Source organism: Gemmatimonadaceae bacterium (genome assembly GCA_016720905.1).
Classification (GTDB): domain Bacteria; phylum Gemmatimonadota; class Gemmatimonadetes; order Gemmatimonadales; family Gemmatimonadaceae; genus Gemmatimonas.
Window position 1 is genome coordinate 211498 of sequence record JADKJT010000003.1, and the last position, 12815, is coordinate 224312.

10 protein-coding genes are annotated in these 12815 nt (G+C 64.7%); 5 read left to right on the forward strand and 5 right to left on the reverse strand.

The features are described 5' to 3' along the window. Positions 1–54: 54 nt before the first annotated feature. From IPP90_05395 to IPP90_05405, 3 genes are read left to right on the forward strand one after another with little or no spacing between them, the layout of a single operon-like run. Positions 55–729 carry a hypothetical protein gene (locus IPP90_05395; GenBank protein MBL0170158.1) on the forward strand — a complete coding sequence of 225 codons (675 nt, stop codon included), beginning with the start codon at positions 55–57 and terminating at the stop codon, positions 727–729. A 28-nt stretch (positions 730–757) separates the two neighbouring features. After that, complete coding sequence (locus IPP90_05400; GenBank protein ID MBL0170159.1) at positions 758–1939, forward strand: aminopeptidase P family protein; 1182 nt, start codon at positions 758–760, stop codon at positions 1937–1939. 10 nt (positions 1940–1949) lie between these two features. Further along, a complete protein-coding gene (locus IPP90_05405) occupies positions 1950–2831 on the forward strand; it encodes a hypothetical protein (protein MBL0170160.1) in 882 nt (293 codons plus the stop codon). Positions 2832–2883: 52 nt separating this feature from the next. Here the strand turns inward: IPP90_05405 and IPP90_05410 are convergent, their stop codons facing one another. The 4 genes from IPP90_05410 to IPP90_05425 are packed head-to-tail and all read right to left on the reverse strand — an operon-like array spanning position 2884 to position 6869. Then, positions 2884–4674, reverse strand: a complete 1791-nt coding sequence (locus IPP90_05410; GenBank protein ID MBL0170161.1) for an ATP-binding cassette domain-containing protein — start codon at positions 4672–4674, stop codon at positions 2884–2886. Next, the gene (locus IPP90_05415; GenBank protein ID MBL0170162.1) at positions 4667–5575 is read right to left on the reverse strand and encodes a protoheme IX farnesyltransferase; all 909 of its coding nucleotides are present in this window, start codon (positions 5573–5575) and stop codon (positions 4667–4669) included. The genes IPP90_05410 and IPP90_05415 overlap by 8 nt, the downstream gene beginning before the upstream one ends. Then, entirely contained in the window at positions 5572–6561 is a 990-nt protein-coding gene (locus tag IPP90_05420) for a COX15/CtaA family protein (GenBank protein MBL0170163.1), read from the reverse strand. Before IPP90_05420 ends, IPP90_05415 begins: the two co-directional genes overlap by 4 nt. Positions 6562–6581: 20 nt before the next feature. After that, on the reverse strand, positions 6582–6869 hold the full coding sequence (locus tag IPP90_05425; GenBank protein ID MBL0170164.1) for a hypothetical protein: 288 nt from the start codon (positions 6867–6869) through the stop codon (positions 6582–6584). Between the two features lie 77 nt (positions 6870–6946). Between IPP90_05425 and IPP90_05430 the strand changes: the two genes are divergently transcribed. After that, entirely contained in the window at positions 6947–8344 is a 1398-nt protein-coding gene (locus IPP90_05430) for an amino acid permease (protein MBL0170165.1), read from the forward strand. Between the two features lie 125 nt (positions 8345–8469). Then, the gene (locus tag IPP90_05435; GenBank protein ID MBL0170166.1) at positions 8470–11712 is read left to right on the forward strand and encodes a TonB-dependent receptor; all 3243 of its coding nucleotides are present in this window, start codon (positions 8470–8472) and stop codon (positions 11710–11712) included. Between the two features lie 220 nt (positions 11713–11932). Here the strand turns inward: IPP90_05435 and IPP90_05440 are convergent, their stop codons facing one another. Further along, complete coding sequence (locus IPP90_05440; GenBank protein ID MBL0170167.1) at positions 11933–12814, reverse strand: MCE family protein; 882 nt, start codon at positions 12812–12814, stop codon at positions 11933–11935. Position 12815 lies beyond the last annotated feature (1 nt).

Consider the following 12815-nt stretch of genomic DNA (forward strand, 5'->3'; position numbering starts at 1 on the left):
GCGCCGCTTGTTTGAGTGACCCGCGACACGTTAGCTTCGCCCACAGTGACACACATGGTCGATGATTCCGTGACGCGGGCGACACCCCACGGCGAACCCGCGCTTGCGCGTACGGGTGGGCCGTTGGACGCGCGTCTGCCCTTGTCCCTGCTGGAGGCCGTCAAGGCCATCGATACACCTGAGGCTGAACTCGACGCCGAACTGGTGCATGAACTGCGCAACAAGCGATTCGGTTTGAGCGAGACCGTGCTGTCGCAGATTCGGCGCTACCAGGATGCCGTGCGACGCCAACAGCGCGTGCCGTTTGACGAGGTGCTCGCGCTGACGCGCCTGATCGGTCGTCGACCTGACGCGGATCTGGCATTCCGCGAAGCCGGACGTCGTTGGGCGCGCGCGGCGATCTCCACGATCGGCGCCACCAGTCGCAGCGCGGCCACGTCGTTGCCATCGCTGATCGGTCGACCGATTGCGCTGCGTCAACTGCGCCGTCTGGCGCGTCGATTCATGGATGCGACACTGGTGCGCCAAGGCAGTTCGCTGTTACTGGAAGTGGGATCGCCCGTGTCGGTCGATGCCGGACCGGGTGGCGCGGGGTGCGGCCTGTATGAGGCGGCCTTCCGTGAATCGTTGCATGTGCTGGCCGACGCCGATGGCGCGGTTGAGCACGTGATGTGTCGCGCCCGCGGTGACGCCCGCTGTCAGTGGCGTGCCGAGTGGCGCCGACGCTGACCCTGTCCGCCCTTCACCCGCGCTGCTCATGCTGACTGCCGACATGCTTCCGCGCCTCCAGCGTCTGATCGCCGACGCGGGGCTCGATGGCTGGTTGCTGTACGATTTTCGCGGCACCAACGCCATCGCGCACGGCATGCTGGGTTTTGACGGCCTCGTGTCGCGGCGCGTGTTCGCGTTCATCCCGCGCGAAGGCACGCCCATTGGCATACAGCACGCCATCGAACCGGGTCCGTGGGCCCGCTGGCCTGACGCGTGGCCGTTGCGCGTGTACAGCGGGTGGCGCGAGTTGGAGCACGAGTTGCACACGCTCGTTGCCGGTAAGCACGTGGCCATGGAGTATTCGGCCGGTGACGCGATTCCGTATCTCGACCGCATCCCCGCCGGCGTGTTGGAGATGGTGCGCGCCACTGGCGCGACCGTGGTGAGTTCCGGCGAACTGGTGTCGCAGGTGTACGCCACCTGGACGGCGACGCAACTGGCGTCGCATACGCGCGCGGCGGAAGTGATTCGCACGATTGCCCTCGAGGCCATTGATCATGCCGGGGCGATGATTGCGGCCGGTACGCCGGTGGCCGAGCACGAGGTGCAGCAACGGATTCTCGACGCGTTTGCGCGAGCCGGTCTGGAAACAGAACATGGGCCGGATGTGGCCGCGTCGGAGAGTGCCGCCAATCCGCACTACGCGCCGTCCGCCCTGACGCCCCGCGTGATACGACGCGGTGATTTGCTGTTGATTGACTTGTGGGCGCGCGAGTCCAACGGTGGTGTGTACGCCGACCAGACCTGGATGGCCTCGATGGGGCCGCCGTCGGCACGTGCGATCACCATCTGGGAGGCGGTGCGCGATGCGCGCGATGCCGCGCTGGCGTTGATCAGTGCCCGCGTGGCGGCCGGCCAACCGGTGCGTGGCGGCGAGGCGGATGATGCCGCGCGCGCGGTGATCACCACGCGCGGGTTCGGTCCGCAGTTCTGGCACCGCACCGGGCACAGTATCGACTCGCGCGAACTGCACGGCTCGGGTCCGCAGATCGACAATCTCGAATCGCGCGACGACCGTCTGCTGATTCCCGGTGTGGGATTCTCCATCGAACCGGGTATCTACCTGCCGGGCGAACTGGGCGTGCGCAGTGAAGTCAACTGTTTTGTGGGAGCGGACGCGTTGCTGGTGACGCCCGGGGTGGTGCAGCGGGATCTCATCGTCGTCTGAGCGGGCACTGATGCGCTCCCGGGGCCGGTTTGCGCGGCGTGTTGGTCAGGTCGCGTCGGTCCTGATGCTGGGCAACGCCTGTCGGGAGTCGCCGCCCGATGCCGCGGTGACGGGCCGTGTCGCTGACGTGCCCGCATCGCGTGGCTCTGTCGACAATTTAGAGGTCCGCGACCTGCCGCCTGACAGCGCGCTGCGGGCCCTGTGGGGCGCAGGCGCGCGCTATGTCGTGGTGACGGACACGTCGGCTTTGCACGGCGGCACAATTGTCGGAACGCTTGAAGCGCCGGCCGGACTGACCGGCGACTCCGCCATCACGCCCACGCACGACTTGAATGTGTGCAAGCCATTCACCGACACGCGAACGCCGTCCCAGGACGGCGGCGCAGGGAACGCCGTGGTGTGGCTGGTGGGCGTGACGACCGGGCCGCCGCTCAACGCCTCACGTCGGGCAGCGCTGACACTCGATCGCTGTCGGCTTGAGCCGCGCGTGCAACGCATGGCGCTTGGCGGCACCCTGCAGGTGACCTCGCGCGATGCGATGTCGTCGCGCCTGCGGTTTGTCGACGTGGGGGATGCCACCACGATCCGCGCGCAGGTGATGCTGACGGATGCCGGGCAAGTCGTGCCAACGGGCGAGGTGGCGGCGACGGCGGGGCTGGTGGAGGTCCGTGACGACAAGCACCCGTGGGTTCGCGCCTTCATCGCCGTGGCCCCGCATCCGTTTGTGGCCATCACGTCATCGAACGGGACGTTTCGATTTGACAGTGTGCCCGAGGGCACCTACACGCTGGTGGTGTGGCAGGAACAGCTGGGAGTCCGCACGCAGGTCCTCCAGGTGCACCGTGGCGTTGAGGTGAGGGTGAGGATGAAGTACCTGGTACCTAGTACCTAGTACTCAGTACTTAGTACCTAGTACTCAGTACTTAGTACCTGGTACTGAGTACTTAGTACCTGGTACTTGGTACTGTGTACTGTGTACTTACCAGACTCGCGTACTGTCCGCCCTCTCGGCGCATCAGTTCGTCGTGCTTGCCGACTTCCACGATCGATCCGCCGTCGAGCACGACCACGCGATGGGCGCGGCGCACCGTGCTCATGCGATGCGCAATGAGGAGGGTGGTGCGACCCTGCAGAAGTTCCTCCAGGGCTTCCTCGACGAAACGCTCGCTTTCGTTGTCCAAGCTGGACGTGGCTTCGTCGAGAATCACCACGGCGGGATTCTTGAGAAACACCCGAGCGATGGCGATGCGCTGGCGCTGTCCACCTGAGAGCTTGACGCCGCGCTCGCCGACGCGCGTGTCCCATCCACCGGGGAGACGCTCAATAAACTCGAGTGCATGGGCCGCTCGTGCCGCCTGCACCACGTCGGCGTCGCTGGCCTCGGGCCTGGCGTAGATGATATTCTCGCGAATCGTGCCGCTGAACAACACGGGTTCCTGCGGCACGATGCCGATCGCGCCGCGCAGCGATTCCAGTGAAAGCTGCCGCACGTCGATGCCATCCAGCGTGATGCGCCCTTCGGACACGTCCCAGAAACGCGGGAGCAGGCTGGCGACGGTAGTCTTGCCGCCGCCCGATCGCCCCACCAGCGCCAGCACTTCTCCCGGGGCAATGGTCAGCGTCAACTCGCGAATGACCATGGGCAGGTCGTCGGCGTAGCGGAACGACACCGCCTCGTAGGCCACGGCACCGCGCACCGGCGTGAGCAGCGCGCGCGGCCGCGCGGGATCGCGCACGGTGGCCTGCGTGTCCAGCAATTCAAACACGCGGGTTGCCGCGCCCAGGGCTTCCTGGAACGACCCGAACAGGGTGGCCAGCGAACCGACGGCGGCGGCCACGGTCAATGCATAAAACAGGAACGACACCAGCGCTCCGGCCGTCAGGCGACTGTTCAACACCTGCACACCGCCTTGCCACATGACCGCCACCACCGCCGCAAACGCGACGAAACCCACGATGCCGAAAAACGCCGCGCGGAGTTGCGCGCGCTGCACGGCGGCCATGACGACATCGCGCAACAGCTCGCCGAATCGGGCGATCTCCTGCTTTTCGCGCGTAAAGCTCTGCACGATACGAATGGCGCCGAACGCCTCGTCGGCCGTGCCCATGGCGCTCGCCACCCGATCCTGCACACCGATGCTGGCTTTGCGCAGGGCCCGACCAAAGACGATGGCCGCGCCGACCACCAACGGCACCACCGCCAGGGTGGTGAGCGTGAGGTGCGGATTGGTCACCGTGAGCATCAGGATGCCGCCGACCAGAAACAGCGACTGTCGGGAGAGTTCGGAGATCCACGAGCCGAGCAACGACTGCAGCAGTCCGAGATCGCTGGACAACCGGCTGGTGAGTTCACCGGTGCGGCGTTCCGTGAAAAACGACGGCGAGAGACGGATGAGATGCGCGAACGTTTGTTCGCGCAGGGTGGCGATGATCCGTTCGGTGGTCGCGCTGAGCAGATAGACCTGCACGAAGTTCATCACGGCCTGCACGGCGAACACGCCCAGCAGCACCAGCGCCACCCGATTGAGTGCCACGCGATCCTTGAGCTCGAACGCGGCGTCGAGGAGGTAGCGAAGCACCAGCGGAAAGACCAGGCCGGCGGCGGCCGCGATCAGCAGGCAGACCGCCGCCAGGGCCAGACGCGCGCGATATGGGCGAAGCAGCGGGAGCAACCGCGCGAGGGGGCGCGGCGACAGGAATTTTCGGCGGGGTGCCTCGCGCCGGGCCTCAGCCAAGGGCGCGATCCACGGCCATGGCGACAAACAGCAACGCGAGATACAGCAGCGAGTACTTGTACACCCACCACGCCGGACCTGACCACGGTGTTCCCGCCCTGGCGGCGCTCAGGATGCGCAGCACGCCCCCCATGAGCAACGCCCCCAGCACCACGGCCGACACCAGGTAGATCAGGCCGAAGGCGCCGAAGAGCACGGGCAGCAGTGTGAGCACCAGCAGAATCACCGTGTACCACACCATCTGGTGCATCGTTTCACGTTCCCCCCACACCAGCGGCGCCATCGGCACGCCCGCGCGGCCGTAGTCCACCTGTTTGAGCAACGCGAGCGCCCAGAAATGTGGCGGCGTCCAGTAGAACACGATGAGGAACAGACAGAGCGCGGTCACATCAAGCGTGCCGGTGACGGCGGCCCAACCCACCAATGGAGGAAATGCCCCTGCCGCACCGCCGATGACGATGTTCTGCGGTGACGTGCGCTTGAGCCACCGCGTGTAGATGAACACGTAGAAATTGAATCCCGCCAGCGCGAGGCCCGCCGTCAGCACATTCACGAATTGCGCCAGCATCCACGTGGCGAACGTGGCGCAGGCAATGCCGAACGCGAGCACCTGAATGGGCGACATGCGTCCACTGGGGATCGGACGCAATCGGGTACGCGCCATAACGTCATCGATGTCGCGATCGAGATACATGTTGACTGCGTTCGCCCCGCCGGCCATCAGGTAGCCCCCAATGGACACCAGCAGCACGGTCAGCCAGGATGGCGATCCAGCGGCATACATGGGCGCCACGGTCGTCACCAGCAATAGCGAGATAATGCGCGGCTTGGTGAGCGAGATGAGATCGCGCGACAGCGTCGGCGGCACGTCCCCTTGCGGCGCCACGGGTACACTGGTCATGTCGTGACGCTCGCGGACATCGGTGATGGCGCCGACGCGTGCGAACGACCCGTCGCCATCGCGCTGTGTCCGGCGGCGATCCTCGCCAGGTACATCATGGCGCACGCCGTGACCCAGATGAGGATACCGGTCGCTTGGTGCAGCGACCGCACGACGCCGGGGAATCCGCCCGTCACCATCCAACCGGCCCAGACGATTTGCAGCACCCCCAAGCCCATGGCGCACCACGCGGCGCGGAGCACCACCGACGCCTCGCCGCGTTGACGAAACACAAACGGCAACGAGCCAAGGTGCAACACCAGCAGATAGGCCAGAATGCGATGCGTGAGCTGCACATGTTGCGCGGCACCGCCCAGGGAGCCTTCACCGCACAGCGGAAACCCGGCACAGGCCACCGCGGCGCCCGGGATCTTGGCGGTGAGTCCACCCATGAGGACCACCAGCAATGCACCAATGGCCGCACCGAGCGCGCCGTTGGCGGCCTTCCGTGTGCCGGATTGCCCGATGACGGATCTGCCGCCCAGCCCGCCGGCGCGAATGGTGGCCACCGTCAACACGGCCAGCAGTGACGCTGCGAGGAGTTTGTGGACCACCGTGGCCCACGGCGGGTTTCCCGTGAACACGGTCACCGCGCCGAACAGCGCCGGTGCGAACCACAACCCCAGCGCCAGTTTCGCGACGGGCAACACGCCACCTGAGCCGCCAACCGACCCATCGGCGCGGGCGCGCCACGCCGCGAGCACCAGCCACGCAATCGAGGCGAACAGCGCGATGGCCAGATAGCGGTGCATCACCTCGATGACGAGATCCATGCGCTCAAACGGCGGAAACCAGTAGCCGTAGCATTTGGGCCAATGGTCGCCGCACCCCATGCCGGAGCCGGAGATGCGCACGATGGCCCCGAATACGATGTGCACCAGGGCGACGCCCAGTGCGACGTACGCAGATCGACGAACGGGCGCGGAAGGCAGAACGTATGCGGACATGGTGTATATAAGTCGTCGACTCAGGCCCGCGGGGCTGTCACTGGGAGCACGCCACGCGATGAGGACGGATTCGATGTCGGGGATGCGGCTGGATGCAACTGGCGCCACGTGAACACGAATGCCGCGGTCAGCAGCACGACCGGGAGCAGCACCCACATGATCTCCTGGGCGCGACGCGGCACCGGCACGTGCGGAGAACTCGTCCCGGTTGGAATGACCTTCCAGACCGCCCGCACGATGAAATACTGGGCGACGATACAGGCGGCCGCCGCGATCCAGAACAGTACGTCGAGGGAGAGGGATGTCATGACGGGAGAAACCTAGACGCTGACGCTTCCCGACGGACCCCCCGTGCGGTGAGGCGTGCGAAGGAGTAGCATTGCGCATGACTCCGCCTCCTGTGTCTCCGGCGTCGCGCGCGCCGACATCGCTTCCCACGGCACTGCCTCGCCGCCTTGGCCTCTGGAGCGCCATCGCGGTGGTGATCGGCACCACCATCGGCTCCGGCATCTTTCGATCGCCGGCCGGGATTGCCGACAAGCTGCCCGGACCGCTTCCGCTCATCTCCGTCTGGGTCATCGGCGGCATATTCGCGCTCTGCGGCGCCATCACGCTGGCCGAGGTCGCCGGTGCGCTGCCGGAAACCGGTGGCTACTTCGTGTTCATTCGCGAAGGATGGGGGCGATTGCCGGCGTTTCTGTATGGCTGGACCGAGTTGGTGATCATCCGTGCGGCCGCACTGGGCGGTATTTCGCTGACGTTTGCCGAATATCTGTTGCGGGGGCTGGGGTTCAACCCGAGTATCGCGCCCTATGACACCTATGCGCACTGGGTGGCGGCGCTGGCGCTGGGGTTGATGGCCACCGTGAACATCGTGGGGCTGCGATGGGGCGCTCTGGTGCAGAATGTCACCACAATCGCCAAATACGGCGGGCTGCTGCTGATCGTGGCGCTGGCCTTTTCGTTGGGGCTCCCGCAAACGGGCGGGCATTTCACTCCGGCGGCGCCACCGGGGAGCTTTTCGGTGCGGGCGTTCGGGCTGGCTCTGGTATCGGTGTTGTGGGCCTACGACGGGTGGGGCGATCTCACCAAGGTGGGTGGTGAGGTGGCCGATCCCCGTCGCACACTCCCGCGGGCGATCATTTGGGGCACCCTGGCCATCATCCTGATTTATGTGCTGGCCAATGTGGCGTATCTGTCGGTGCTCACCGTGGACGAGATCCGTGGCGCGCGTCTGGTGGCGGCGGACGTGGCCGAGAAGCTCATCGGTCCGGTGGGTGTGACGTTGGTCTCGATCACGGTGTTGCTTTCCACGTTTGGATCCGTGAACGGATCGCTGCTGACCGGCCCGCGGATCTTCTTCGCCATGGCGGATGACGGCCTGTTTTTCCGGCAAGTGGCAAAAGTCCATCCTCGGTTTCAGACGCCGTACGTGGCGATCACATTGGCGGCGAGCATCGGCATCGGGTTCGTACTGTTGCGCTCGTTTGAACAGCTGGCGGACATCTTTGTGACCGCGTCGCTCGTGTTCTACATCCTCAGCGTGGGCGCGATCTTTCGGCTTCGGCGCCGTCCGGACTGGAATCCGCCCATGCGGGTGCCGCTGTATCCGATTGCCCCGGTGCTGTTTTGCGCCGCGACCCTGTTTCTGCTGATCAATGCGCTGCTCGACCCGAACCAGCGGTGGGGGACCATCGGGGTGCTGGGTGTAATCGCGGTCGGCATTCCCGTCTACTATGTCACCGTGGGCCGGAGTGGGCGGGCCAATGTGCATCGTGACTGATCGGATACTGACTTTTCTTGTGCGCGGTCGGCGGTAGTCCTAGCTTTGACGCTTGTCGTTTCCCGGGAGGCATCGGGGGGCGGCTCGCTCCACCTTTTTGCACACTCTCCTCCGAGTTTCAGAAAATGCGAAAACTTCGTTCGCTGTTTGTGCTGGCGCTGGGTGCCATGGTCGGCGTGGCCGATGTGGCAGCCGCTCAAGGCGTCACCACCGGCGCCATCTCGGGTCTCGTCGCTGACGAATCGGGCAAGCCGATTGACGGCGCCCTGATCCAGGTTGAAAACAAGAGCAACGGGTTCAAGGCCAGCACGCTCACCCGTGAAAACGGGCGGTACTACGTGCAGGGCCTCGAAGTCGGCGGCCCCTATACGGTGTCGGTGCGTCGTCTGGGTTTTGCGCAGCAGGCCCAGGACGGCGTGTTGGTGAAGCTTGGGCAGACCGTGCCGGTGGACTTTGTGGTCAAGGCGCAGGCGGCCCAGTTGGCCGGCGTTACGGTGAGCGCCACCAAGGGCGCGATCATCTCGCCCACCAAGATGGGCGTCAGCACCACGATCAGCGACACCGCGATCGCGCGGTTCCCGTCGCTCAATCGCGACTTCACCGACTTCGCCAGAGCCACGCCCCAGGTGTCCACCACGGGCAACGGTCTCTCGGGCGGCGGCGTGAACAACCGCTACAACCTGATCCAGATTGACGGCGCCAACGAGTCCGATCTGTTCGGATTGGGCAGCAACGGTCGCCCCGGCGATCAGGCCGGTGCCAAGTCGATTTCTTTGGACGCCGTGAAGGAGTATCAGGTGCTGCTGTCGCCGTTTGATGTGCGGCAGGGCAACTTCTCGGGGCTGCTGATCAACGCGGTCACGAAGAGCGGCACCAACAACTTCCACGGCTCGGTGTTCGGCTACACGCGCGATCAGGACCTCACGCGCAAGCAGCCATTCCTCGGCGCGTTCAGCCGCTCGCAGTACGGCGCCTCCATTGGTGGCCCGATTGTCCGGAACAAGGCGTTTTTCTTCCTCTCCACCGAATGGCAGAAAGAACAGCTGCTGTCCACCGGACCCTACATCGGCTCGTCCGACTCGCCCGTGTCGCAAACGCAGGTGGATGCGTTCAACACGGTGCTGGCACCTCTCGGCATTGCTGGTGGCACGGGTGCCCAGATCAACCGCCCGAATCCGCTCACCAACGTGTTCGCGCGCGTGGACTTGAATTTCCTGCCCAAGACGCGTGTGGTGGTGCGACACAACTACGGCGCCGCCGACAACAACAATTTCGGCGGTGGCGGTTCGCGCGATGCCATCACGAATAACCAACCGTCATTCGCCCTCACGTCCAACGCCTACGCGTTCACGTCGCGCAAGAACGCGACGGTGGTGCAGGCGTTCACGGCCCTGGGCAACGGGGTCTTGAACGAACTGAACGTGGGATACACCACGATCAACGACAAGCGTGATCCGGTCACCAAGCTGGCCCAGATCAGCGTGGTCACCCCGCGTCAGACGGGCACCGGCACCGCGCTGTTCATTGCCGGCGGCGAAGCGTCGTCGCACGGCAACCAGCTGGACCAGAAGACGCTGGAACTGGCCGATAACCTGACCATTCCCATCGGCGATCACAACGTCACCATCGGCACGAAGAACATCTTTTACCAGTCGGCCAACCTGTTTGCCAACAACCTGTTCGGCACCTGGCGCTTCAACAGCCTCGATTCGCTGAGAGGCACGTGTGCGACCTGCGGCGGCAATGCGCTCGCGTCCTCGTACGCGGTGACGGTGCCGACGCCGGCCGGCACGGACGGTTTCATTCGCATGAAGTCGGCCACGTATGCGTTCTACGTGCAGGATCAGTGGAACGTGCGGCCGACCATCAACTTTACGTACGGCATTCGCGCGGACATTCCCGTGTTCCGCAACAAGCCCGTGTACAACCTGGCAGTGGATACGGCGTATAAGCGCAACACCAGTGACCTGCCCACGGGGAACATCCAATGGTCGCCGCGCATCGGCTTCAACTGGGACGTGACCGGCGATCAGCGGAACCAGCTGCGCGGCGGCGTTGGCGGCTTCACCGGTTCACCGGCCGGTGTGTGGCTGTCCAACGCATATGGCAACACCGGCCTGTTGGGCACGCCCGGGTTGACCTGCAACAACGCCACGCCCAGCAACGCCAACTACCCGCCGACGTTCACCTCGGCAGCCATCGCCAATCCGCCCGTGCGGTGCGGTGGCACCAATGCCAATCCCGCCAGTGCGGCCTTGTCGTCGACGATCAACACGATTGATCCGAACATGAAGTTCCCGCAAGTCATCAAGTACTCGCTGGGCTTCGACCACGACTTCGGTCGCAACATCATCGGCAGCGTGGAAGGGCTGTACACGCGCTCCAAGTACTCGCTGTTTTATAGCAACCTCGCGTTGGCCGGACCGCAGGGCACGGACGCGCATGGTCGCACGATGTACGGCACCATCACCGGTTCCAGCTCGAGCCCGGTCACCAAGGGCGGCCGCAACCAGGTGTATGACGCGTCCAACAGCAGTGGTGGTGACTACTCGTACAACCTGACGGCCAGCCTGATCAAGCGCTTCGCCGACAACTGGGAAGGCGCGCTCTCGTACACGTATTCCGAGGCGCGCGACGTGCAAAGCACGCTCAACTCCACGGCGAATTCCAACTTCAACCAGGGCCGCACCGTGTCCGGCGATCTGCTGGACAAGACCACCCTGGCGCCCGCCAAGTGGGATCAGCCGCACAAGATCGCGGCGGCGGGTACGTACAGCTTCCCGTGGCGCATGGATGTGTCGCTCATCTACACGGGCACCTCGGGATCGGCGTACGACTACTACCACAGCACCGACGAGAACGCCGACGGGTCCACCGCGAACGATCTGGTGTACATCCCGAAGAACACGGCGGACGCCAACGAGATCCTGTTCACCGGCTACAACGTGCCGGCCTCGGCGGCGAGTGTCACGGCGCAACAGGTGGCGATGGACAAGTTCATCAATTCGGTGGACTGCCTGAAGAATCAGCGCGGACAGATCCTCAAGCGCATGACCTGCCGGGCGCCATGGCGCGACCTGTACAACGTGTCCATTCGCCAGTCGTTGCCGTCGGTGAGCGATCACTCGATGTCGTTCGCGATTGACATCTTCAACTTCGCGAACCTGGTGAATAGCCGGTGGGGCCAGCAGAAGAGCACTGTCTCGCCCGGCCTGCCGGGTGTGCAGCTGCTCAGTCGTACGGGCGTGACCACGCAAAGCGGCAAGACGGTTGGCGTGTACACGTTCTCCCCCACGCAGACGCTGTATGATGTGCGCAACGTGGATTCGAATTACCGGATCCAGCTGTCGCTGCGCTACGGGTTCTGAACCACGTAGGGCATAGTGAAACGGGCGGGCTTCGAGAGAAGCCCGCCCGTTTCGTTTCTGAGGGGGGAGGGGGGAGAGGCCGAGGGGTGAGCACCGACAGCGTTGAGGGGAGAGGGGTGAGCCGGTGAGGGGAGCGTTGGGCTGCCCTCGCGGGCTCGCCGCTCACGCGCTCACTACCTGTTCCTGCTCATCCCTCAACTCCCTCAGCCCTCAATCCGTCCTAAAAGATCTTCAGATTGATGTACTTCCGCGGGTTGGCCTTGATATCCGCCATCAGCGAATCCACCCGCAGGAGCATCGAATCCAGTCGCCGGTACACCGCATCGTCGTTCATCAGCTTGCCCACCGTGCCGTTGCCGGTATTCACCTTGGTGACCACCGACTGCACCTGCGCATTGGTCTGCTTCAGTTCGCGCGACAGCTGCTCCAGACTGGCGGACATGGCGCGCACATTGGTCAGCGTCGAATCGACTTTGGCAGAATCGATGGACGCGATGGTGCTGCGCAGCGCGTCCTGTGTCTTCGTGAGCTGCTTTGACTGCTCCGCCATCACGTTGCTCATCTGGGCCACCAGCTTCGTCAACTGGGCAATCGTCGTCCGAACGTCCTTGAGGCCGCCGCCGTCCACAAATTCGGCCCGCGCCCTCCCGGTGAGCGCGCTGACGTCGGCCGCAATCGAGTCGCCCTTGGTGAGCAACTCGGCTGGTCCGGGGGAACCCTTGCCCGTGGGGATCGTATCGCCTTGCGGCATGAAGGCCTTCTCACCAAGCACGGGCTTCACGGCGATCAACTGATCACCGAAGATGCCGTTGGCCTGCACGGTGGCCGTGGATCCTTTCGGCACCCGGTACTGTTGCTGCACCTTGATCGCCACCACGATGGTGCCATTGGGGTCGAGCTCCACGCGATCCACGAATCCGATTTGGACCCCGGCCAGCAACACCGGTTGGCCCTGCTTGAGCCCGGCGCCCCAGGGGAATCGCGCAAACATCGAGTAATTGCGGGCCAGACCACCGCGCGCAATCCAGATGGTGCCGCCGAGTCCGACTACGATCGCACCGGCGAGGAGGAGACCAACGAGAATTTCGTCGCGTCGTTTCATG

Bases quoted from the DNA above. Each gene is read 5' to 3' on its own strand.
- IPP90_05420 (MBL0170163.1), bottom strand. From the start codon at position 6,561: ATGTCCGCATACGTTCTGCCTTCCGCGCCCGTTCGTCGATCTGCGTAC.
- IPP90_05440 (MBL0170167.1), bottom strand. From the start codon at position 12,814: ATGAAACGACGCGACGAAATTCTCGTTGGTCTCCTCCTCGCCGGTGCG.
- IPP90_05395 (MBL0170158.1), top strand. From the start codon at position 55: ATGGTCGATGATTCCGTGACGCGGGCGACACCCCACGGCGAACCCGCG.
- IPP90_05435 (MBL0170166.1), top strand. From the start codon at position 8,470: ATGCGAAAACTTCGTTCGCTGTTTGTGCTGGCGCTGGGTGCCATGGTC.
- IPP90_05430 (MBL0170165.1), top strand. From the start codon at position 6,947: ATGACTCCGCCTCCTGTGTCTCCGGCGTCGCGCGCGCCGACATCGCTT.
- IPP90_05425 (MBL0170164.1), bottom strand. From the start codon at position 6,869: ATGACATCCCTCTCCCTCGACGTACTGTTCTGGATCGCGGCGGCCGCC.
- IPP90_05405 (MBL0170160.1), top strand. From the start codon at position 1,950: ATGCGCTCCCGGGGCCGGTTTGCGCGGCGTGTTGGTCAGGTCGCGTCG.
- IPP90_05415 (MBL0170162.1), bottom strand. From the start codon at position 5,575: ATGACCAGTGTACCCGTGGCGCCGCAAGGGGACGTGCCGCCGACGCTG.
- IPP90_05400 (MBL0170159.1), top strand. From the start codon at position 758: ATGCTGACTGCCGACATGCTTCCGCGCCTCCAGCGTCTGATCGCCGAC.